General features: G+C 63.6%; 19 protein-coding genes and 1 tRNA gene. 5 read left to right on the top strand and 15 right to left on the bottom strand.

The window, feature by feature from the left end:
* Positions 1-23: 23 nt before the first annotated feature.
* The 7 genes from KHO49_RS24825 to KHO49_RS24795 all read right to left on the bottom strand — a co-directional run bounded on the left by KHO49_RS24825 (position 24) and on the right by KHO49_RS24795 (position 6655).
* Positions 24-863 carry a 5'-nucleotidase, lipoprotein e(P4) family gene (locus tag KHO49_RS24825; RefSeq protein WP_213665944.1) on the bottom strand — a complete coding sequence of 280 codons (840 nt, stop codon included), beginning with the start codon at positions 861-863 and terminating at the stop codon, positions 24-26.
* A gap of 180 nt (positions 864-1043) precedes the next feature.
* Positions 1044-1120, bottom strand: a tRNA-Met gene (locus KHO49_RS24820).
* Between the two features lie 77 nt (positions 1121-1197).
* Complete coding sequence (locus tag KHO49_RS24815; RefSeq protein ID WP_213665943.1) at positions 1198-2661, bottom strand: amidase; 1464 nt, start codon at positions 2659-2661, stop codon at positions 1198-1200.
* Between the two features lie 71 nt (positions 2662-2732).
* Positions 2733-3767: an ABC transporter substrate-binding protein gene (locus KHO49_RS24810; RefSeq protein WP_213665942.1), complete on the bottom strand. Its 1035-nt coding sequence runs from the start codon at positions 3765-3767 to the stop codon at positions 2733-2735.
* Between the two features lie 27 nt (positions 3768-3794).
* A complete protein-coding gene (locus tag KHO49_RS24805; protein WP_110596322.1) occupies positions 3795-4604 on the bottom strand; it encodes an ABC transporter permease in 810 nt (269 codons plus the stop codon).
* Positions 4601-5521: an ABC transporter permease gene (locus KHO49_RS24800; RefSeq protein WP_102880929.1), complete on the bottom strand. Its 921-nt coding sequence runs from the start codon at positions 5519-5521 to the stop codon at positions 4601-4603. The genes KHO49_RS24805 and KHO49_RS24800 overlap by 4 nt, the downstream gene beginning before the upstream one ends.
* 15 nt (positions 5522-5536) lie before the next feature.
* Positions 5537-6655, bottom strand: a complete 1119-nt coding sequence (locus KHO49_RS24795) for an ABC transporter ATP-binding protein (protein WP_110596323.1) — start codon at positions 6653-6655, stop codon at positions 5537-5539.
* Positions 6656-6881: 226 nt separating this feature from the next.
* Here KHO49_RS24795 and KHO49_RS24790 point away from each other — a divergent pair, with 226 nt between their 5' ends.
* On the top strand, positions 6882-7790 hold the full coding sequence (locus KHO49_RS24790; RefSeq protein ID WP_102880927.1) for a LysR substrate-binding domain-containing protein: 909 nt from the start codon (positions 6882-6884) through the stop codon (positions 7788-7790).
* Positions 7791-7877: 87 nt separating this feature from the next.
* Complete coding sequence (locus KHO49_RS24785) at positions 7878-9095, top strand: MFS transporter (RefSeq protein WP_102860240.1); 1218 nt, start codon at positions 7878-7880, stop codon at positions 9093-9095.
* Between the two features lie 96 nt (positions 9096-9191).
* Here the strand turns inward: KHO49_RS24785 and KHO49_RS24780 are convergent, their stop codons facing one another.
* From KHO49_RS24780 to KHO49_RS24760, 5 genes are read right to left on the bottom strand one after another with little or no spacing between them, the layout of a single operon-like run.
* A complete protein-coding gene (locus KHO49_RS24780; RefSeq protein ID WP_110596324.1) occupies positions 9192-9563 on the bottom strand; it encodes a c-type cytochrome in 372 nt (123 codons plus the stop codon).
* Between the two features lie 59 nt (positions 9564-9622).
* A complete protein-coding gene (locus KHO49_RS24775; RefSeq protein ID WP_102880924.1) occupies positions 9623-11191 on the bottom strand; it encodes an FAD-binding oxidoreductase in 1569 nt (522 codons plus the stop codon).
* Between the two features lie 13 nt (positions 11192-11204).
* Positions 11205-11894: a hypothetical protein gene (locus KHO49_RS24770; RefSeq protein ID WP_110652221.1), complete on the bottom strand. Its 690-nt coding sequence runs from the start codon at positions 11892-11894 to the stop codon at positions 11205-11207.
* A 10-nt stretch (positions 11895-11904) separates the two neighbouring features.
* Positions 11905-12240: a c-type cytochrome gene (locus tag KHO49_RS24765; protein ID WP_102880922.1), complete on the bottom strand. Its 336-nt coding sequence runs from the start codon at positions 12238-12240 to the stop codon at positions 11905-11907.
* A 48-nt stretch (positions 12241-12288) separates the two neighbouring features.
* A complete protein-coding gene (locus tag KHO49_RS24760) occupies positions 12289-13764 on the bottom strand; it encodes an aldehyde dehydrogenase family protein (RefSeq protein WP_110596326.1) in 1476 nt (491 codons plus the stop codon).
* Between the two features lie 519 nt (positions 13765-14283).
* Between KHO49_RS24760 and KHO49_RS24755 the strand changes: the two genes are divergently transcribed.
* Complete coding sequence (locus KHO49_RS24755; protein ID WP_213665941.1) at positions 14284-16119, top strand: sigma-54-dependent Fis family transcriptional regulator; 1836 nt, start codon at positions 14284-14286, stop codon at positions 16117-16119.
* A 49-nt stretch (positions 16120-16168) separates the two neighbouring features.
* On the opposite strand, the gene KHO49_RS24750 is transcribed toward KHO49_RS24755, so the two are convergent.
* Positions 16169-17104 carry a SphA family protein gene (locus KHO49_RS24750; protein WP_213665940.1) on the bottom strand — a complete coding sequence of 312 codons (936 nt, stop codon included), beginning with the start codon at positions 17102-17104 and terminating at the stop codon, positions 16169-16171.
* Between the two features lie 219 nt (positions 17105-17323).
* Positions 17324-18214 (bottom strand): helix-turn-helix domain-containing protein, encoded by an 891-nt coding sequence (locus tag KHO49_RS24745; RefSeq protein WP_102880918.1) that lies wholly within the window; start codon positions 18212-18214, stop codon positions 17324-17326.
* 191 nt (positions 18215-18405) lie between these two features.
* Between KHO49_RS24745 and pobA the strand changes: the two genes are divergently transcribed.
* The gene (gene pobA, locus KHO49_RS24740; RefSeq protein WP_213665939.1) at positions 18406-19593 is read left to right on the top strand and encodes a 4-hydroxybenzoate 3-monooxygenase; all 1188 of its coding nucleotides are present in this window, start codon (positions 18406-18408) and stop codon (positions 19591-19593) included.
* Positions 19594-19794: 201 nt separating this feature from the next.
* The gene (locus KHO49_RS24735; protein ID WP_110652226.1) at positions 19795-21849 is read left to right on the top strand and encodes a TonB-dependent receptor domain-containing protein; all 2055 of its coding nucleotides are present in this window, start codon (positions 19795-19797) and stop codon (positions 21847-21849) included.
* 58 nt (positions 21850-21907) lie between these two features.
* Here KHO49_RS24735 and ychF read toward each other — a convergent pair whose 3' ends face one another.
* On the bottom strand, positions 21908-23008 hold the full coding sequence (ychF, locus tag KHO49_RS24730) for a redox-regulated ATPase YchF (RefSeq protein ID WP_102880915.1): 1101 nt from the start codon (positions 23006-23008) through the stop codon (positions 21908-21910).
* Between the last annotated feature and the right edge of the window lie 8 nt (positions 23009-23016).

Here is a 23016-nt window from a genome sequence, read left to right as displayed (position 1 = left end):
ATGCGGGGCTGTGTGTTGCGTGGTTAGTCTTTCACCTGCCAGGCGTTAGCTCCGGCCGCGGCCTTGAACTTGGCGCGGTTTTCCGCGGTGGCTGGCGGTTCGGAATCGCCGAAGATCGCTTTCAGCCAGTGGCCGTCGGTGGGGTTGGGGAAGAGGATGAACTTGCGCCCGAATTGTTCCTTGTCATCGGTCATCAGGCTGCTGCGCTGTTTGACGTCGGCCACGTAGTACTTGCGTTTGAAGTCGTTGAGGTTGTCACCCAACATCAGCACCACGTTGTGGTCCTTGGCGATTTCCTGCTGCCGCGGCTCTTTGTTGGAGCTGTCGCGGTACACCGTCAGGTGCTGCTCATCGGCATAGGGCAGTTGGTTCTTGCGCAGGTTGGCCAGGGCGTATTCGTATGTCTTTTCGCCCTGGTCGCGGCTGGTGACGTAGAACACCTCGACGCCTTTGGATTGGGCGTACTTGAGGAATTCCACCGCCCCCGGAGTGGCCACAGGGCCATTGTCCGCGACCCACTTGTCCCAGGCCTCGTCATCGAAGAACTCTTTGCCCGAATTGATCATGTAGCCCCAGTAGCTGTTGCTGCTGAGCACGGTGTCGTCGACGTCGCTGATGATCGCCAGCGGCCGGTCGCCGGCCTTGTGTTCTTGCAGGGCGCGGTCCAGTTGCAGGCGGGCAATGTTGAAGCCCTGGTAGTACAGCGCCTCGAATTCGGCGGCGGTCTGTTTCCAGGCGACGGCGGCGGTCAGCAGATTGGAGGGCGGGGTAGAGGCCTGTTCGGCGAAGGCTGGGATACAGGTGATTGCCAGGAGCGAGAACAGCCAGGGGGCGACTGAAGTCCTGTGGTTTTTTATTGTCATTATCGAGCCCTTGAAGTGAGGATTGCGCAGCTCTCACACACACTGCCCCGGTGTTCTATCTCACCCCGGGCGGGGGCTCAATGCAGGTGTCGCGTTTGTGGATCAATGCGGCGTAATCTCCGGCACTTTTCTGCGGGCATAAAAAAACGGCTTACCTTGCGGTAAGCCGTTTTTAGTACTTGGTGGCTACACAGGGACTTGAACCCCGGACCCCAGCATTATGAATGCTATGCTCTAACCAACTGAGCTATGTAGCCAAGTGGCGCGCATTATTCGCGCAGAACGACAATGCGTCAAGCGTTTTTATAAAAAAATTATCTACGCTATCAACCGTTTATCCCTTCCCCCTCGAAATCAGCGGCGACGGGCAGCGCTGGAACCAGCGGCTGGCCTGTTCGTAGGCGTGGGCCAGTTGCAGGACGGCGAAGTCGGCCTGGTGTTTGCCGATGATCTGCAAGCCCATGGGCAGGCCTTCGGCATTGAAGCCGGCCTGGACACTGGCCACCGGACAGCCGGACAAGGTGCCGGGAATCACCACCTCCATCCAGCGGTGATAGGTGTCCATGGCCACGCCTTCGATGCTGCGCGGCCAGGGGGTGTGCTTGTCGAAGGGGAAGACCTGGGCGCTGGGCAGCAGCAGGTAGTCGAAGCGCTCGAACAGCTTTGAAATGGCGCGGTACCAGTCGCTGCGGATCACCGAGGCGTCGAAGACCTGGCTCGCGGACAGCTTGAGGCCGTTTTCCACTTCCCAGATGGCCTCGTCCTTGAGCTGTGTGCGTTTCTGTGGATCGGCATAGGTGCTGCCCAGGGACCCGGCGACCATCCAGTGGCGTAGGGTGCGCCAACTGCTCCACAGGCGCTCGGGGGCGAAGTTCGGGCTGGCCGGTTCGACGCTGCAGCCCAGGCTGCGGAAATCGCCCAAGGCTTTTTCGCAGAGTTGCAGCAGGCCCTTTTCCATCGGCAGGTAACCGTTGAAGTCCCCCAGCCAACCCAGGCGCGTGCCCTTGAAGTCGCGCTCCAGTGGCGCGGCGAAGCCCTGGCCGGATTCGGCGATGGACAGCGGTGCTCGGGCGTCACCGCCGGCCTGCACCGATAACAGCAGGGCCGCGTCGCGCACGCTGCGGGCCATGGGGCCTTCGTAGCCGAGCTGGTCGATGAACAGGTCGCTGCTGTCGTCGAACGGCACCCGGCCCTGGGACGGTCGGAAGCCGAAGATGTTGTTGAAGGCCGCCGGGTTGCGCAGCGAGCCCATCATGTCGCTGCCGTCGGCCACCGGCACCAGGTGCAGGGCCAGGGCTGCGGCGGCGGCGCCACTGCTGCCGCCAGCGGTCTTGCTCGGGTCATAGGCACAGCCGGTGGCGCCGAACAGCGGGTTGTAGGTCTGCGAGCCGAGGCCGAATTCCGGGGTGTTGCTCTTGCCGATAATGATCGCCCCGGCAGCCTTGATCCGTTCCACCATGATGCCGTCGCGCTCGGGGATGAAGTCCCGGTACAGCGGCGAACCCAGGGTGGTGCGGATGCCCTGGGTCAGGGACAGGTCCTTGATCGCGTGGGGTAGGCCGTGCATCCAGCCGCGATAGTCGCCACGGGCCAGTTCGGCGTCGCGCTGCTCGGCCTGGGCCAGCAGGCTGTCGGCCGGTTGCAGGCTGACCAGGGCATTGACCTTGGGGTTATAGCGTTCGATGTGGGCAAGGTAGGTCTGCATCACTTCCCGACAGGAAACCTGACGCAGGCGGATACGCTCGGCGAGTTCATGGGCCTGGAGCAGGACCAGTTCGCTGGGGGGATTGGCGTTCATGGCAGGGGGCCTTTCAAACGGCTTTAGAAACGCCCCGGCATCCAGGCCGGGGCGGCAGAAGTCAACGCAGCTCAGCGCATCAGGTTGGTCCACAGGCGGTCGGCGAGGCGGATCGCGCCTTCGCCGCAGGTCTGGCTGAAGACCACCTTGGTGCCCTCGGGAATGTGCAGCTCGGGGGCATCCTTCAACCCGGAGTCGAGGAAGGGTTCGACGCCCTTGATCGGGCTCTGGTGCTTGAGGAAGTTCTGGGTCATGGCGGCGTTCTCAGGCTGGCTGAGGAAGGCGATGAAGGCCTTGGCGTTCGCCGGGTGCTTGCTGCCCTTGGGGATGACCATGTTGTCCACCCAGGCCAGCACGCCTTCTTTGGGATAGAGGTACTTCAGGCCGGGCTTCATCTCCCGGGCACGCATCGACGAGCCGCCCCAGAACATCGACATGTCGATTTCCCCGGCCGCCAGGTTCTCGCGGATCGCCCCGGCCTTGGAGCTGTAGGTCTTGACGAAGGGCTTCTGCGCCTTGAGCAGGCCAAGGATCTGCTGCATCTGCTTGGGGTCTTCGCTGCACAGCGGAATGTTCAGGTACAGGCTGGCCATGTCGATCACTTCGCTCACCGAGTCGAACATGTTGATCCGCCCCTGCAGCTCCGCTGGCGGTTCGTAGAGCACCTTGTAGCTGTCGCTCGGGCCTGTGTAGCGTTCGCCGTTGAGCACCACGCTGGTGGTGCCCCAGATGAAGGGCACCGAGTAGGCGCCTTCAGGGTCCCAGGTGGGCTTTTTCAGGTTGTCGACCACACCGGCGTAGTAGGGCTGCTGGGCCGGATCGAAGCGTTCCAGCAACTGCTCCTGGATCAGGATCGGAATGAACTGGTGGGACGGGATCGCCACGTCATAACCGGTGCCGCCCTGTTTCAGCTTGGCCAGCAGGGTTTCGTTGGAATCGTAGGAGTCCACCGTGACCTCGATGCCGGTCTGCTTCTGGAACTTGGCGAGAATTTCCGGCGAAAAATAGCCGCTCCAGCTCACGACGTTGAGTTTCTCGGCGGCCTGTACCGCCAGTGGCAGGCTCAGCAGCAGCGAGGTTCCCAGACTTGCGATCAACTTGCTCATGGCATTTCCCCAAGGTCAGTGGACGGTTCAAGGGTGTTTCTTGCTCAACAGGTAAGAGAGGCTGACGAACAGCACCGAGACGCCGAGGATCAGCGTCGACACGGCGTTGACGTCGGGTGTCACGCCCATGCGCAACAGGCCGAAGATGAAGATCGGCAGGGTGGTGGTGCCGGCCTGGGACACCATCATCGAGATCACGAAGTTATCCAGGGAGACGATGAAGGCCAGCATCAGCCCGGAGACGATCCCCGGCATCAGCAGCGGCAGGGTCACCTTGCGAAAGGTGCGCCAGGGGCCGGCGTACAGGTCCGCCGCGGCATGCTCCAGGGACAGGTCCATGTCGTTGAGGCGGGCGCGGATCGGCAAGTAGGCGAAGGGGATGCAGAACACCGTGTGGGCGATGATCAGGTTGCCGTAGCCCAGGGACAGCCCCAGCGTCGAGAACAGCGCCAGGGTGGCCACGCCGACGACGATTTCCGGCAGCACCAGGGGCAGCATGATGGCGCCCATGGACAGTTGCAGGCCCTTGAACTTCGCCCCGCGTGAGGTGCCCAGGGCGGCCAGGGTGGCGATGGCGGTGGCCGCCATGCTGGCGCACACGGCGATCAGCAGGCTGTTGCCCGCCGCCTGGCGCAGGGCCTGGTTGGCAAACGCCGCGCGGTACCAGTCGAGGCTGAAGCCGCTCCACACAGTGGCCGACTGGTTGGCGTTGAAGGAGAACACCACCAGCACCAGGATCGGCGCGTAGAGGTACAGGTAGAACAGGAAGCTGAAGCCGCCGAAGCCGGGAAAGTCCTGGACGCCGAGGCCGTTGCGTTTGAACAGGCGGATCATCATGCGCCCTCCTGAAGGGTTCGCTGGCGCTGGGCGCGCAAGGCGTAGACGGTCAGTACCAGCATCACTGCGGCCATCAGCACCAGGGACAGGGCCGCGCCGAAGGGCCAGTTACGGGCGTCGCTGAACTGCCGGAAAATCAGGTTGCCGAGCATCATCCGGGTGCCGCCGCCGAGCAGTTCAGGGGCGATCATCGCCCCCAGGCAGGGCACAAAAGTCAGGATCGCCCCGGCGAAAATCCCCGGCTTGGCGATTGGCAGCACCACTTTGCGCAAGGTGCGCCAGCGTCCGGCGTAGAGGTCCTGGGCCGCCTCCAACAGGCGGATGTCCATCTTTTCCAGGGTGGCGTAGATCGGCAGCACCACGAAGGGCGCGTAGGTGTAGACCAGCCCCAGCAGCACCGCGCCGTCGGTGTACAGCAACTGCAACGGCTCGTGGATGACCCCCAGGCCCATCAGGCTGTTGTTGATCACCCCGGTGTTGCGCAGCAGCAGAATCCAGGCGTAGGTGCGGATCAGCAGGTTGGCCCAGAACGGCACGGTGATCAGGAAGATCAGCAAGCCCCGGCGCTGCACTGGTTGCATGGCTAGCCACACCGCCACCGGAAAACCGATCAGCAGGGTGATGAGGGTGGTCAGCCCGGCAATGCCGATGGAGCGCAGGGCGATCAGCAGGTAGGAGTCGGCGAAGGCCAGGCTGTCATCCAGCTGCCGTTCGAACAGCAGGGAGGTGTAGGCGTCGCTGCTGAAGACCTGGTTCACCCCGCCGTAGGGGTTGGCTTCCATCAGCGAGTAACCGATGACGATCAGGATCGGCACGATCAGGAACAGGCCGATGGCAATCAGCGCCGGGCTGACTCCGAGAACGCTGCGCAAGGCCTTGCGCCGTTCCAGGTGCTGGGAAATCGATGAGGCGTGCATGGCGAATCCTCGTGGTCAATCCAGCAGGACGCTGGCGCTGCCGCGTTCGAACACCAGCCCGGCGTGGCTGCCCACGCTCAGGCGCGGATGGTGTTCGAGGCTGTTGGGCGCACGCACGGTGAGGCGCATGCCGTCGCCAAGGCTGACCTGGTATTGCAGGTCGGTGCCCAGGTAGATCTGCGCCTCGATGCGGCACGCCAGGGCGCCTTCCACGGCGTCGCTACGCAGGTGCAGGCGCTCCGGGCGCACGGACAGGGTGACCTGCTGGCCGACTTTGACCGTGTTGCAGGGTTGCGCCGGCAGTGCCTCTCCGGCGGGACCGCTAAACCAGGCCAGGCCGGCTTCGACGCGGCTGACGGTGGCCTGGATGAAGTTGGTTTCACCGATGAAGTCGGCGACGAAGCGATTACGCGGTTGCTCGTAGATCTCTTCCGGGCGACCCACTTGCTGCACTTCGCCTTCGGAGAGCACGGCGATGCGGTCGGACAGGGTCAGGGCCTCTTCCTGGTCATGGGTGACGAAGATGAAGGTGATGCCGGTCTTGGCCTGGATCGCCTTGAGTTCTTCGCGCATGGCCTGGCGCAGCTTGAGGTCCAGGGCCGACAGCGGTTCGTCCAGCAACAACACCTTGGGGTGGGGCGCCAGGGCCCGGGCCAGGGCGATGCGTTGCTGCTGGCCGCCGGAGAGCTGGTTGGGCTTGCGCCCGGCGAAGCGTTCCATCTGCACCAGGGCCAGCATCTCGCGCACCCGCTCGGCGATCTGCGCCTTGCTCAGCACCTGGCCCATGGGCCGCGATTCCAGGCCGAAGGCCAGGTTCTCGGCCAGGGTCATGTGGGGGAACAGGGCGTAATGCTGGAACACGGTGTTCACCGGGCGCTCGAAGGGCGGCCGCTCGGCGATGTTCTCGCCGTAGAGGAGGATCTCGCCCTGGGTCGGAAATTCGAACCCGGCGATCATCCGCAACAGGGTGGTCTTGCCGCAGCCAGAGGGGCCGAGGAGGGTGAAGAATTCGTTGTCGCGGATGTCCAGGTCGATGTGCTTCAGGGCCACCGGGCCACTGTGTGGATCGCCGTAGACCTTGCGCACCGAGCGGATGGACACCGCCAGTGTTTGCAGCGCATGCAGGGCATTCATGCCTTACCTCCGATTCCCCCATGGGCTGTCGCGCAGGCCATGGATATTGTTTTTCTTGGGCAGGATCGAGATGTGTTCGGATGCGTGAAAAGCCTGTTTTTACGGGCTTTGCGCGGGTTCTTATTGTTCTGCTGGGGCTGATTATCAGTGAGGGGTTGCGGGGGCGAAACATCAATTTTAACATACCAGATGTTAAATAATTTAATAGCAGAGAGCGTGCAAAACCATGGCCGAACAGCGTTTGCCACCGTTGAATGCGGTGCGGGCTTTTGATGCCGCGGCCCGCCTGGGCAGCTATGTCGAAGCCTCCAAGTCGCTGCATGTCACCCAGCCGGCCATCGGCCGCCATGTGAAGTTGCTGGAGGATTGGCTCGGGGTGCAGTTGTTCGAACGCACCTCGCGCGGGGTGATCCTGACCCCGGCGGGGGAGAAGTACCACCGCAAGATCGCCGCCGCCCTGCAACTGATCATCGAGGCCGGTCGTGAAGCCCAGCCCAAGGCCGCCGAGCGCTGGTTGCGGATCATGGTGGTGCCGGGTTTTGCCAAGCGCTGGCTGACCCCGCGCCTGGAGGCGCTGCGCCATGTGCGTCCGGGTTTGAAGTTCGCCATCGAGCCGAACTCCACCTTCACCGAAGTCGACGCCAAGAGCGCCGACCTGGGGATCGCCTATGGCCTGGACGGGCAATATGCCGAGTCCCGGGTCAGCCTGATCTGCCCTCGGGTGTTTCCGATTTGCACCCCGGCTTACCTGGCCGGCATCGAGCCGATCAAGGGCCCGGCGGATCTGGCCCGCCACGAGTTGATCCATTTCGATGACGGTGAGTGGTGGAACCTGTGGTTTGCCGCCAATGGCCTGGATATCCAGCTCAGCTCCGACCTGATCTATGTGAACAACGACCACGCCCTGTCGGTGGCCGAAAGCGGCGGCGGCATTGCCCTGGCCAATGAAGTGCTGGTGCGCGAGGAGCTCAAGGCCGGCACCCTGGTACGGGTGCTGGAGGATCAGGTGAAGCTGGAAAGCTACCGGGTGCTGACCCCGGCCACTGAATGGTCGCAGGACGTGGAGTGGTTCATCCAATGGCTCAAGGCCGAGCTTGAAGCGGACTTCCCCGAGGCGCGGATAGTGGGTCGTTAGCAAGCTAATGGGATGGCGTGTGCGCAGCAAAAAATGGCACATTGGCGCACCTGCCCCTGTGCACCCACCCGTTGTACGGAAAATCCTATGGCTAGCAGCAACCCTCAGACCGTCGCAACGACGGCATCTCCCGCTTCGCAAAGCAGTCCACTGGTCTTGCGCATCATTGGTGCGGTGGCCCTGGCCCACTTGATCAACGACCTGATCCAGGCGGTGCTGCCGGCGATCTACCCGATGCTCAAGGACAACTACGGCCTGACCTTCACCCAGGTCGGCCTGATCACCCTGACCTTTCAGCTCACCGCTTCCCTGCTGCAACCTTGGGTTGGTTTTTACACCGATCGACGGCCTCTGCCGTTCCTGTTGCCAGCGGGCATGATCTGCACCCTGATCGGCATTTTGATGATGTCCCAGGTCGGCAGCTTTGCCTTGATCCTGCTGGCGGCTGCATTGATCGGCATTGGCTCCTCGACCTTCCACCCGGAAGCTTCGCGGGTCGCCCGGCTGGCTTCCGGTGGGCGCTATGGCCTGGCGCAGTCGAGCTTCCAGGTGGGCGGCAACGCCGGCACCGCGTTCGGCCCCTTGCTGGCCGCGGCGATCATCATTCCCTACGGCCAGGGCAATGTGGCCTGGTTCGGTCTGTTCGCGCTGTTTGCCCTGGTGGTGCTCTACGCCATCAGCCGCTGGTACGCCAACCATCTGCGCCTGCACAAGCTCAAGCAGGGCCAGGCGGCGACCCATGGTCTGTCGAGGAACCGGGTGATCAGCGCCCTGGTGGTCCTCGGGCTGCTGGTGTTCTCCAAGTATTTCTACATGGCCAGCTTCACCAGCTATTTCACCTTCTACCTGATCGAGAAATTCGACCTGTCGGTGGCCAGTTCGCAACTGCACCTGTTCTTGTTTCTCGGCGCGGTGGCGGCGGGGACCTTCTTCGGTGGGCCGATCGGCGACAAGATCGGGCGCAAGGCGGTGATCTGGTTCTCGATCCTCGGGGTGGCGCCGTTCACCCTGCTGCTGCCCCATGTCGACCTGTTCTGGACCAGTGTCCTCAGTGTGGTGATCGGCTTCATCCTGGCCTCGGCGTTCTCCGCCATCGTGGTCTACGCCCAGGAACTGGTGCCGGGCAACGTCGGCATGATCGCCGGGGTATTCTTCGGTTTGATGTTCGGTTTCGGCGGGATCGGCGCGGCGCTGCTGGGGCACCTGGCGGACATCCATGGCATCGAGTACGTGTACTTCCTGTGCTCGTTCCTGCCGCTGTTCGGAGTGCTGGCGATCTTCCTGCCGCGTACCCGCAAAGCCTGACGCGCGGTTGTTCGACGCGTAAAAAAACGCCCGGGGCCATGCTCCGGGCGTTTTCGTTTCAGCGTAGTGCTAGTTGAGGCGTCGCTGCCTGCGGCCTCAGTGCAGGCTTTTCAGGTAGGCAATCAGGTGTTGGCGGCTCTGCGGGTCGGCCTGGCCGGGAAACATCATCTTGTTGCCCGGTACCAGGGTCGCCGGGTTGCTCAACCAGCGCTCCAGCGCGGCGTCGTTCCAGTGCAGGCCTGCGCCTTGCAGGGCACTGGAATAGCTGAAGCCCTGGGCCTGGCCGCTGGCCCGGCCGAACACGCCTTGCAGGCTGGGGCCCATCAGGTGCTTGCCGTTCTCGACGCTGTGGCAGAAGCCGCATTGAGCGCTGAACAGAGTCTTGCCGAGGACCGCATCGCCGTCGGCCAGGGCCAGGGGGGCAGCCAGCAACAGGGCGTGAGCTGCGAGCAGTGGGGTGTACTTCATGGATTTTCCTGTGCTTCAAAGGGCCCCGTGGCGCCAGGCCGACGGGGCGTGTGTGCGATTTAGAAGGGGTTGGCCAGATCGATCCCGGACTTGCCCGGGGCGAGGATGTTGTTCGGGTCCAGGGCGCGCTTGATGGCGTGCTCGACCTTGCGCTTGACCGGGCCGTAGCTCTGCGCCACCCGCTCCTGGAAGGCGGTGTTGACCCGGTACACGGCATAACCGTGCTGCTCGAACACATCCAGCAGTTCGGCGAAGCAGGCGTGGGCGCGCAGGGTTTCCTCCGGGTTGCTGCGGTCGTACAGCACGTCGATCACGTGGTGCATGTCGCGCCAGCCGACGATGAATTCGCCGACATAGTCCAGGCCGTGCTTGTTGAGGACCTGCTTGGCCAGGGCCTGCTGTTTGTTGCACTCGCTGCCGCGGGCCTGGCTCACCGGGGCGAACCACATCGAGCCACCGCCGCCGCGCCAGTTGTACAGGCCGAACTCCTGCAGGTTGGGCACCCCGGACATCAGTTGCGAGCGGTACAGGAACGGTTGTGTGTTGCCCGCTTCTTCCTGGGTGACGATGCGTCCCTTGCCCAGGGCCTTGAGGGCCTGGTTGACGATCTTCCAGTTGACGTCCACTTGCTCCTGGGTGCCGTACAGGGCGGCGTAGACGTTCCAGGCACCGAGGTTCTTGTCCTTCTGGATCTGCTTGAGGATGGCCTCGGAGGTGGCCCCCGGCTCGCTGGTGTAGTCGGAGCGGCGGGTGTTGCAGGTGGCCGCTTCCCACAGTACGCCGGCGATCACCACCGAGTTGGGAATCACCTGGGCGATGCGCAGCGGGCGGATGAATTCGACGATCTCGGCAATGTCCGACTCGTTCTCGAACTTGATCTCGAACGGTTTGAACACCGGCGGCTTGGGCATCAGCCAGAAGCCCATCTTGGTGCAGATGCCGTAGTTGGCCTGGGTGAACATGCCATCCAGGGTCGGGCCGTAGCCCCACTTGAACACTTGCCAGGCGTTGTCGCCTTTGACCCCGCCCATGCCGGTGCGATAGACGTCGCCGTTGGCCAGCACCACTTCCATGCCGCACTGCATGAGGAAGTGTTCGCCGTAGGGGGTGTAGCCCACGCCGCGGTCCATGGTGTTGCCCAGGGGACCGGCGATGGCCGAGGGCGCCGAGAAGGACAGCATCAGCGGCAGGTTGTGCTCCTGGATGTAGTCGTAGAGCTGCTGGTAGGTGACCCCGGGCTCCACCAGTGCGGTGCACAGCTGCGGGTCGACGTGGAGGATCTTGTTCATTTTCTTCAGGTCGAGAATCACCTGGCCGCGCTGGCCGGGGGCGGCCGAACCGTAGCCGAAGTTGCGTCCGGTGGAGATGGTCCAGACCGGGATCTTGTGTTCGTTGCAGATCTTCACCACCCCCTGCACCTGCTCGACGCTGGTGGCGGTGACCGCGGCCGAAGGCATGTGCTCGGCGGTGTCCACCGCCATCATGATCTTGCTGTAGGGCACCAGTTGGTCGTCCTTGACCAGGACGTTCTCGTCCCCCAGCAATGCTCGGAACTGGGCGATGGCTTTATTGAAGTGGGCCGCATTCACGCCCCGGGGCAGCAGTGGCTTCTGGGTTTGCTCAGTCATGGGATCAGCTCCTTCAAGCCTCGATCGAAAACGAAACGAAATGGCCGCTCAGCGGCGTGGCCCGTGGGCTGGCCAAAGGTGCCTGGCCGAGGCGGCCGCGGGTCAGTTCGGCCAGGCTGTAGCCGAGGATGGCGGCCCATTGTTCGGCGCTGCGCGGATCGCGGGCGCGAGCGCCGGCCTGGAACGCCGGCTGTGCCAGCAGGCGTTGTTCGCTGAGGCTGAAACCGGCGCCACAGGCGTTCAGTTGCAGGCCCAGTTGCAAGGCGCAGCCATGGGCGGCGGCGGTGCCCAGCAGTTGGTGGCGCGAGCTCCGGGCATCGCTGTGGTGCTGGCCGAGCCATTGCACCCGGGCCCCGGCGCTACGGGCCTGGTCCAGCACCAGGGCGGCGCTGGCGTCGTCCAGCAGGCCGATCAGGCGTTGTGGCCGGCCGCTGCCCAGGCGCTGCTGCAGCGCCTGGAGCGACGCCAGGTTGCCCTCCCAGCGCTGCACGCTGACCTGGCGCGCTACCGAGCTGGCGTTGATCCCCTGGACGAAAGCCGAGTCGGCGACGGCGGGGCTGACCAGGGCCAGGGTCGGTAGCCGTGGGCCGGTGGACGGGCCCAGCACGCTGTTGGCCAGGCCCAGGCCGGGGCCGGTCACCGCGACGCTGGCCAGGCCGCCCAGGGCCATGCCCTTGAGCAGTGAGCGACGTTCAATGTTCATGGGCGTCTCCTCAAGGTTGGGCGGCCGGGGCCGGGGCGTTGGAGATGTACTCGGCGACCTGCTGCAAGGCGTTGTCGTCGATGAACGATGCCGGGAAGGCCGGCATCGCGCGAAAGCCGTTGCGCACCACCGCGGTGATGTAGGGCGGCGGCAGTTGGCGCCCCTTGATCTGCGGGCCGACCTGCTTTTCGTGGCAGTGGCCGCAGACCTTGGCGTAGACGTTTTCACCGTTTTTCCAGACGCCGTCGCCATCGGCGGCGGCCGGACCGGCCAGCACCATCAGGGGCAGGGCCAGGCACAAGGCAAGGGTCCGCTGTGCAGCGGGGCTGTTGAGGAGCGAGGACATTGCGTACTCCGTATTGTTATGGGGTGACTCGGTTGATAAGCGCCCAGCTCAGAAGGGATAGGGACGTGGTGTGTGTTGCAGGGTGATCCAGTGGTCGGTGGTGAATTCGTCGATTGCCCAGTCGCCGTTGAAACGGCCCAGGCCGGAGTTCTTCTCGCCGCCAAAGGGCGCGTTGGGCTCATCGTTGACCGGCATGTCGTTGACGTGGCTCATCCCCGCTTGAAGGCGCTGGGCGAACTGCACGCCGCGCTCGGGGTTGGCGCTGAAGACCGCGCTGGACAGCCCGTATTCACTGGCATTGGCCAGCTCCAGGGCGTGCTCGGCATCCCGCGCGCTCTGGATGCCCACCAGGGGGCCGAAGATTTCTTCGCGGGCGATTTCCATGTCAGCGTGCACGTCGCCGAACACGTGGGGCGGCAGCACATTGCCCGAAGCCGGGCCACCCGCCAGCAAGGTCGCGCCTTCGGCCAGGGCCAGGCGGATCTTGTCCTGCAGACCGGCCAGCTGTTTGCTGTTGATCACCGGGCCGACCACCGTGGCCGCCAGACTCGGGTCGCCGTAGGGCAGGGCCTTGACCCGTTCGACAAAGCGCTGGGTAAAGGCCTGCAATACCGGCTGCTCGACGATGATGCGGTTGATCGCCATGCAGATTTGCCCCTGATGCAGGAACTTGCCCACCACCGCGGCGTTCACCGCTTGCTCCAGGTCGGCATCGGCCAGGACCACGAACGGGCTGTTGCCCCCCAGCTCCAGGGCCACGTGCTTGAGGTGCTCGCCGCCGCTGGCGATGCGCCCGATGTTGCGGCCGACCTGGGTCGAGCCGGTAAAGGAAATGAACGCCGGGACCGGGTGCTCGACAAAGGCATCGCCGATTTCCGCCCCGGCACCGACCACCACGCTGAGCACCCCGGCGGGCAGCCCGGCTTCCTCGAAGATCCGCGCCAGCAGCAGGCCGCCAGTCACCGGGGTGTCGCTGGCCGGCTTGACCACCACCGCGTTGCCCAGGGCCAGCGCCGGGGCCAGGGAGCGGGCGCTCAGGTGCAGGGGGAAGTTCCACGGGCTGATCACCCCGATCACCCCCAGCGGCTTGCGGTAGACGCGGCTTTCCTTGCCGGGGACGTTGGAGGCGACGATCCGCCCGTGCACCCGGCTGGGCAGGCTGGCGGCCTCGACGATGATGGCGCGGGCCGCGCCCCATTCGATCTGCGCCTTGATCCGCGTGCTGCCGGATTCGCGGATCAGCCAACCGATGATTTCTTCACGGCGTTCATCGAAGATCCGCGCGGCGTTGAGCAATACCTCGCTGCGTTGCGCCGGGCTGCTGGCGGCCCATTGGCCTTGGGTCTGGCGGGCCTTGGCATAGGCCTGATCCAGGTCCTGGCGGTTGGCCAGGCTGATCTGCAGCAGGCATTGCCCGGTGAACGGGTCGTAGACGGGTAGCTCCCGGCCGCTGCTGCCGGCTCGCCAGTCTGCGGCGATGGGTTGCAGTTCCAGGTGTTGATAGGCAGGTCGAGTCGCAGTCATGGGGTTCTCTCTGGTTCGTGGCCATGGCTCGGCTGTCAGCAATCAAGCCGATGGCGCATGAGGGTGGGGATGGGGCCGTTACGACGGCGTCTCAGCCGAGGCGGGCAAGGTTGCGCAAGGAGCGCTCGTCCAGGGCAGCGGGGTAGGGCAGAGGAGGCGCAAGGCGGGCGGAAGGCATGGCAAGGTCACCTGTTGTGTTGTTATGGATGAGCATCTGCCTGTGCATAACAACTATCGTGCCACGCGCTTTGTTTTGAAAAATATCCTTTAAAAACAATTATTTATTTGTTTGTTTCGGATTTTTGAGCGAGCCCGCCACGCGGCATCAGGCGCGGGCTGCGGAAATTTATGCAGAGAAGTCGCGAGGTTGTCGAAAGCTCGGCACTCCATGGGCGCTCGTGGAAACTGTGCGGTTATCGGCCAGAACTTGCGCAGCACCGACGGCGACGGGGGATGGCGATTGACCCGGAAAAGCGCCGGGGCATACTGCAAGGCCCCTGAACTGCCTGTTGATTGCCCATGACCCGTTCTCCTTCCAGCCAGCCCGGCCGTCCTGCGGATGAAGATTTCCTCAAGCAGATGCTGGGGCGGCACAAGCGCTTGATCGTCGATCGCGCCAGCCAGTTCGAGGCCAGCGGCCTGCCTTCGGCCGAGCAACTGGCCGAGACCGTGGCCTTTGCGCCCCAGGACGGCAGCATCTGGCTGTGCGGGCAGCGGATGATGCTGATGCAGGGTTCGGCGTTCGGCTCCATCCGGCGCGAATTGATCGAAGCCCTGGGCTTGGACAAAGCCCGTGGCCTGATCACCCGCATCGGCTGGCAGGCCGGCGCCCGGGACGCGGCCCAGGTCAGCGAGCAGTGGCCGGATGGCGACCACGCCAGCCTCTACAGCGCCGGGCCGCGCCTGCACATGCTCGAAGGCATGGTCAATGTCGAGGTGGTGCGCTTCGAGATCGACTCCAGCATCGGGCATTTCTATTCGGAGTTTCTGTGGCACAACTCGCTGGAGGATGACGAGCATATCGCCGCCTATGGCCTGGGCGGCGAGCCGGCCTGCTGGATGGAGATCGGCTATGCCAGCGGCTACGCTTCGTCGCTGTTGGGGCGGCTGGTGGTGTTTCGCGAACTGGAGTGCCGCTCGATGGGCCAACCGGCCTGCCGGATTGTCGGCAAACCGGCCCAGCAGTGGGACGACATCGATATCGACCTGATGTACCTCGACCCTGGGGATTTTCTCAGCCGCAGTGCCTATGCCACGGGGCAGGAGACTCAGGTCGCCGAGCTGCCGGCGCCGTTGGGCGAGGGGCAACGAGTGGGCATCTCGGCGGCGTTCGTGGCCGCCAGCCAGTTGTTGCAGCGGGTGGCGCCGACCCAGGCCACGGTGCTGCTGACCGGGGAGTCGGGGGTGGGCAAGGAGTTGTTCGCGCGCCATCTGCACCAGGCCAGCGCCCGCCGGCACAAGCCGCTGGTGGCGCTGAACTGCGCGACCCTGCCGGAAAACCTGGTGGAGGCCGAACTGTTCGGGGTGGAGCGGGGGGCCTTTACCGGCGCCGATCGTTCGCGGCCCGGACGTTTTGAGCGGGCCCATGGCGGCACCCTGTTCCTCGATGAGATCGCCACCCTCAGCCTCTCGGCCCAGAGCAAGATCCTGCGTGCCTTGCAGGAAGGCGAGATCGAGCGGGTGGGCGGTACTGAGCCGATGCAGGTGGATGTGCGGGTCATTGCCGCGACCAACCTCGACCTGCGGCGCGAGGTGGAAGCCGGACGCTTTCGTGAGGACCTGTTCTATCGACTGAATGTGTTTCCCATTCACCTGCCGCCCCTGCGTGAGCGACGCGAAGACATTCCGCTGTTGATGAGTTACTTCCTGCATCGCTTCAGCCAGCGTCACGGCCGTCAGTTGGCGGGTTTCAGCACGCGGCTGGTGAATGCGCTGCTGACCTATCGCTTCCCGGGCAATATCCGCGAGTTGCAGAACCTGATCGAGCGGGGCGTGATCGCCGCCAGCGACGGCGAAGTCATGGACGTGGTGCATCTGAGCGAGGCGGGGACGCCGCTGGCGGGCGCCGCCATCGGCCTCAACGCCGACGGCCGCCTGTCGCCAGCGGCGCTACGGGAAGCGGCCCAGCCCGTGGCCCCGGCCCGGGCAGATGAAGCCCCGGTCGAAGAGCCGGAACTGGCCAGCCTGCAAGCGTTTCTCACCGGGCGGGCACCGGCCCTGGGCACTTCGCTGGAAGAGATCGAACGGCGCCTGGTGCGTCTGGCCCTGGAGCGCTCCGGGGGCAATATCACCGCGGCGGCGCAGATGCTCGGCATGAGCCGGGCCCAGGTCAGCTATCGCCTCAAGGGCCGCTGAGCGGGCCCTCTCCTGCGCTTGGGCACGAGTTGGCCCGCCACTCGGCGGTTCAGAGTGCGCTGGTGAATTTCAGCCAGTAGGTCTGGCCTTCAGCGCGATTGCGCACCGCCGATTCATCCTGCCATTTGGCGCTCAGCGACCAGCCCTGTTTGCTGCTGAACTGCACTGCCGGACCAATGGAGAACGAGCGGCCGCGATGGCCGTCGCCGGCCTGCACCTGGGCCGCGGCGGCGCAATCGGTGACGTTGCACTTGTCGTCGCTGATCTGCTGATAGGCGTGCCCGCCGACGCCGATCACCCAACCATTGCCCACGCCCCAACCGAGGCTGTAGTCAGCGTGCAGCTCGCGTCCGGACTGATAGTGGGTGGCGCGGTTTTCGAAGTTGTAGTCGTGCATCAGGCGAACATCGGCGTTGAACCCCTGCGGGTCGGTGTAGGTCATGGCATACACCGCCTGCACGGTGTAGTAGTGGTTACCCAGGTTGATCAGGTCGTTCTTGTCGTATTCGCCGCCGCTGGGCAGGACGAAATCGACCCCAAGGGCACTGTGGAATTTGTCGCTGTGATGAAAGCCCAGCACCGGGCCGAGGTGCGCGTCACCGATGCCGCGCTTGTGATCGTGGGGGCCGTTCTGGATGTTCAGGCGTATGTCGTTCAGCGGCAGCAGGGCGTGGAAACCGAGTTGGGCCCCCAGCACCTGTTGCTCGGTGACCCAGACAAAGCGTGGCACCACGCTGGTGACGCGCAAATCGATGCGGGCGGTGCGGCGGCCGGCGTCGTCCCGCAGGCTGTCGGCCAGGTAGTTGCCGACGAAGACCTGGGCGTAGGTGCCGGGCGGCGGCAGGATGCCCATGCCGTAGAGTTCGATGCCCATGGGCCAGGAGGAAACGCCGCCTTCGCTGGCCTGGAGCCAGGGGGCGTGGGCGGTCAACAGCAGGCTTGAAGTGAGTGCAAGGGCGCGCAGGCGCGAGGAGGTCGGGTGCATGAGAAGGTCTGCCTTATTGTTATGGGGGGCGCTGGCAGGAGGTGGCTCCTGGCGCGCCGGCTGAGCTTCTCAACTAGCGTGCCAAACCTTTTATTCGAATATTTTCTTTTTGAATCAATAGGATGGATATGTGGCGCGGCCCGCAGGACCGCCGCCCCGGCGAGCGCGTGGCGAGATTTGTTAAGAGAAATCGGCTACCTGCACAAAACTCGTGGCGCCTCAGGGGCTGTTGGCGTCTTGCCCGGCACTCTGGCGGAAGGCGTTGGGTGACTGGCCGCTGAGGCGCTTGAAGAAGCGTGAGAAGTAGGTGGGGTCGCTGAACCCCAGGTTGTCCGACAGCTGGCTGATGCTGATGTTGGTGTAGATCAGGCCGCGCTTGGCTTCCAGCATCAGGCGCTGGTGCAGGATCTGCAGTGCGCTCTGCCCGGCCAGCTCCCGGCACAGGGTGTTGAGGTGCACGCTGGACAGACCGATGCGGTGGGCCAGGGATTCCACCGTGGGGTGTTCCTGATAGTGGCGCTCCACCAGCTTGATGAAGTGCCCCAACAGCTGCTGATTGCGCTCGCCGCGATTGCTCGGCGGGGTGTTCTGCTGGCCGCGGCGACTGATCCACACCACTAGCACGTTGACCAGCGAGTGCAGCAACAAATCGCGAGCGGCGGCGCTGCCTTCGTATTCGTCCATCAGCGCCTTGAACAGGGTGTTGAGGCTGTGGCGGTCGCGGCCCACGGGGTAGCAGCCGGCGCTGGCCAGCACCGCCAGCGGCGCACCCAGTTGCGCTTCCAGCTGGGCTACCAGGGGCGCGCCCAGGGTCAGCACGTAACCCTGAATGTTTTCCGAGAACTGGAAGCCGTGGACCATCAGCGGCGGCACCACCTGGATCGTCGCCTCGCGCACGTCCTGGCGCCGTCCCTCGACCTCCACCAGGGCCTGGCCGCGTTGCACGTAGAGCAGTTGATAGAGGTCGGCGTGACGGTGTGGCTTGATCTCCCAGTGGTGCAGGCTGCTGCGCTTGGGGATGGATTCGCAGTGCAGCAGGTCCGGAGTCGGCCAGGCCTGGTTTTCCCCATAGAGCTTGAACACCGGGATGCTGGAGCGGCTGGCTTTCATCGGACGCGACCTTGGCAAGGGCTTGGCTGGAGTGCTCGATAATCGAACGTTGTTTTCAAAAGTGCATTTTTAGCGTGGCTTATCACCATTTTTCCGCGTTTCTGTCGGCAAAAATGCAGGGGTACAACAATAACCATAAATTCCAGTCTGCGCCTGTCGGCCCACTGGAATGCCCTAATGAGACGACAATAATGAAAACTCAGGTTGCGATTATCGGTGCCGGACCTTCCGGCCTGCTGCTGGGCCAACTGCTGCACAAGGCCGGCATCGACACAGTGATTGTCGAGCGCCAGACCCCGGAATACGTACTCGGCCGCATCCGCGCCGGGGTGCTGGAACAGGGCACCGTGGACATGTTGCGCGAGGCTGGAGTGGCGCAGCGCATGGACGCCGAAGGCCTGGTTCACGAAGGGGTGGAGCTGTTGATGGGCGGCAAGCGCGTGCGCATCGACCTCAAGGCCCTGACCGGGGGCAAGACGGTGATGGTCTACGGCCAGACCGAAGTCACCCGCGACCTGATGGAAGCCCGCGCTGCCAGCGGGGCACCGATCATCTACTCGGCGGACCGGGTGCAGCCCCACGACATGAAGGGCGCGCAGCCCTACATCACCTATGAAAAGGACGGCCAGCAGCACCGCATCGATTGCGACTACATCGCCGGTTGCGATGGTTTTCATGGCGTGGCGCGCAAGAGCATTCCCGAGCAGGTACTGACCCACTATGAGCGCGAGTACCCCTTCGGCTGGCTGGGCCTGCTGTCCGATACCCCGCCGGTCAACCACGAGCTGATCTATGGCCAGCATGAGCGCGGCTTTGTGCTGTGCAGCCAGCGTTCCCTGACCCGCAGCCGCTACTACCTGCAAGTGCCACTGAGTGACAAGGTCGAAGACTGGTCCGACGAACGTTTCTGGAGCGAACTCAAGGCCCGTCTGCCGGCGGAGGTGGCGGCGGATCTGGTCACCGGGCCGGCGCTGGAGAAAAGCATCGCGCCGCTGCGCAGCTATGTGGTCGAGCCCATGCAGTACGGCAAGCTGTTCCTGGTGGGAGACGCTGCGCACATCGTGCCGCCCACCGGGGCCAAGGGCCTGAATCTTGCGGCTTCCGACGTGTGTTACCTGTACCGGATCTTGGTCCAGGTCTACCGCGAGGGGCGTACCGAACTGCTGGACAAGTACTCCGAGCTGGCCTTGCGCCGGGTGTGGAAGGGCGAACGCTTTAGCTGGTTCATGACCAACCTGCTACACGATTTCGGCGACCAGCAGGATGCCTGGGACCACAAGATGCAGCAGGCGGACCGCGAGTATTTCCTCAACTCCCACGCGGGCCTGGTGAATATTGCCGAGAACTATGTGGGCCTGCCGTACGAGGAAATCTGCTGAGCCTTCGGCATTGGAAGCATCGGCCTTGGAACCGCTCGCGAACGGGGGTGGTTGCGGGGCCGTGTTTGCACATGGGCACGGGCCGAAAGGTATCGGTCAAGAAACATTCCTATTTCTAAATGATATTTATTAGCATTACACTTCGATCCCCTCTCCCTGGCGCACCACCAAGGTGCACTGAATCGACAAGGATCGTTTGTAATGAAAGTCAGCTCCTGCCTGTTCAATTCGCTTCTGCTCAGTGCCGGTGTCGGCCTGCTGGCTCCGCTGGCGCAGGCCGGCGAGGCCTCAGAAGAGGTCAAACCGGCGCCGTTGGAACTGGACACCGCGTTTGTCACCGCTACCGGCGGCGCCACGGACCTCAAGGATGCCCCAGCCAGCGTCAGCGTCATCACCCGTGAGGAAATCGAGCGCCAGCCGGTCTACGACCTCAACACCCTGTTGCGTCGGGTGCCGGGGGTGACCGGTGGTTTCGGCCCGGTGGGCGAGCAGTCGAAGATCAAGCTGCGGGGCCTGGACGACAAGTACACGCTGATTCTGGTGGACGGCAAGCGTGTCGGTAGCTCCGCTGACCTGAGTTATCGTCGTGACTTGGCGCGTCAGGACTTGAACTGGATCTCGCCGAACATGATCGAGCGCATCGAGATCGTCCGTGGGCCGATGTCGTCGCTCTACGGCTCGGACGCCATGGGCGGGGTGATCAACATCATCACCCGCAAGGTCTCGCGGACCTGGACCGGTTCGGCCAGCACCCACATCACCGTGCCCAAGGACTCCGATCGCGGCCAGACCACTCAGTACAGCGCGAATGCTTCGGGGCCGTTGACCGAGTCCCTGGGATTACGCCTGGGGGCCAACGTCACGCGTCGGGCAGCGGATGAAGTCGAGGTGCGGCGCGATGCCCAAGGCGATTTCATGTACGACGACGGTGCAGGCGGTTCCAAGAATCAAAGCGTAAATGCGCTGCTGGACTGGCAGATCAACGAAGAACAGAGCTTGTCCTTCGAGGCGGTGCATGGCGTTGAGCGTTCCTGGGCATCAAAGAAAACCTTTGGTGATTGGGGCGATACCGTTGGTGGCGCCTTTGGTCCCAGCCGACTGACTCGCGACAGCTACATCCTGTCCCACACCGGTGACTGGAGCTTTGGTACCACGAAGCTCGATGCCTACCTGAACAAGTACCGCAACGATCTGGATATGGGCAAAGCCAACTCCGAGGAGAAGATTGTCGAGGGCAGTCTCAATCTGCCCTTCGAACTGCTGGTGGATCAGCGCCTGACGCTGGGTGGGCAATGGAAGCGTGAAGAACTGACCAACACCAATACCCTCGGCACCGTACCGGTGGATTACCAAGGTACTCCGGTTAGCGGCTCGACCTTGAAGGGCGATTACTCGGCGGCCTTCATCGAGGATGAGTTGTTCCTGCTGGACAACCTGTCCCTGACCCTGGGCAACCGCTTCGATCACAGCGACAAGTACGGCAACCACAACAGTCCACGGGCTTATGTGGTCTACCACCCGCATCCGGACTGGACCGTGCGAGGGGGTGTTTCCAAGGGCTTTCGTGCGCCGAGCCTGAAGGAAGGCAGTGCGGGAGCAGCGACCGAGTCCGGAGGCCGTGGTTGTGGTTCGTTGCGTCCGTTGGGTTATGTCACCGGCAGTTGCTGGATGGCCGGCAATCCGAACCTGATGCCGGAAACCAGCACCAACAAGGAAATCGGCCTGTCGTTCGATCATGACGGTTGGGAGGCGGGCCTGACCTACTTCCACACCGACTTCACCGACAAGATCGAATACGGCCCGCTGGGTCAGTACCAGGGCCGTTGGTGGACCATGCTGGAAAACGTCGACAAGGCCCGCACCCGTGGTTGGGAAGGCACCACTCGGGTTCCGTTGGGCGACTCTGTGACGTGGCGTACCAACGCCACCTACATGCTGGAAAGCCGGAACCTGAGCACGGGCGAAGATCTGATCAGCTCACCCAAACTGTCGGCATTCAGCGCGTTGGACTGGCAGATCAATGACCGTTTGAGCACCGAACTGTCGGCGCAGCACGTCGGCAAGCAGCGGGGCCTGGGCAATGATTTCGTGCAGTCCTACACCACCTATGACCTGACGGCGAACCTGGCGTTGACCAAATGGCTGACGTTGAACGGTGGGGTGCAGAACCTGATGGACAAGGACCTGCGGGACGGATCGACCAACTTCTACGTGCCCGGACGGGCATTCTTCGCGGGGGCGACCACTTACTTCTGAGGCCGCTGGATGTAGCGGGGGAATCAGCCCCATTGCCAGGCAATGGGGCTGAAGGGGATCACACGTTGAAGCGGAAGTGCATCACGTCGCCGTCCTTGACGATGTATTCCTTGCCTTCCAGGCGCCATTTACCGGCTTCCTTGGCACCGGCTTCACCCTTGAACTGGATGAAGTCGTTGTAGGCGATGACCTCGGCGCGGATAAAGCCTTTTTCGAAGTCGGTGTGGATCACGGCGGCCGCTTGTGGCGCGGTGGCGCCGACACGTACGGTCCAGGCACGAACTTCCTTCACACCTGCAGTGAAGTAGGTCTGCAGGTTGAGCATTTCGTAGCCGGCGCGGATCACCCGGTTCAGGCCAGGCTCTTCCAGGCCCAGGGCCTCGAGGAACATGTCCTTTTCTTCGCCGTCTTCAAGCTCGGCGATTTCCGCTTCGATCTTGTTGCACACCGGCACCACGATCGCGCCTTCTTCTTCGGCGATGGCCTTGACCACGTCCAGCAGCGGGTTGTTCTCGAAGCCGTCTTCGGCAACGTTGGCGATGTACATCACCGGCTTGGTGGTCAGCAGGTGGAAGCCGCGGATGATCAGCTTCTCGTCGGCGCTCATGTCCTTCATCAGGCTGCGAGCCGGCTTGCCTTCGGTGAAGTGGGCGATCAACTGCTCCAGCAGGGCTTTCTGGGCCACGGCATCCTTGTCACCGCCCTTGGCGTTGCGGGCGACTTTCTGCAGCTGTTTTTCGCAGCTGTCGAGGTCGGCAAAGATCAGTTCCAGATCGATGATCTCGATGTCACGCTTGGGATCGACGCTGTTGGACACGTGGATCACGTTGTCGTCTTCGAAGCAGCGGACCACGTGGGCGATGGCATCGGTTTCGCGGATGTTGGCCAGGAACTTGTTACCCAGGCCTTCACCTTTCGAGGCACCGGCCACCAGGCCGGCGATGTCGACGAACTCCATGGTGGTCGGCAGCACGCGCTCCGGCACGACGATGGCGGCCAGGGCGTCCAGGCGCGGGTCGGGCATCGGCACGATGCCGCTGTTGGGCTCGATGGTGCAGAAGGGGAAGTTCTCGGCCGCGATCCCGGATTTGGTCAGGGCGTTGAACAGGGTGGACTTGCCGACGTTAGGCAGGCCGACGATGCCGCAATTGAATCCCATGGTGTATT

The organism is Pseudomonas sp. RC4D1 (assembly GCF_018390395.1).
GTDB lineage: Bacteria > Pseudomonadota > Gammaproteobacteria > Pseudomonadales > Pseudomonadaceae > Aquipseudomonas > Aquipseudomonas danubii.
This window is presented reverse-complemented; position numbering and strand designations above follow the sequence as displayed.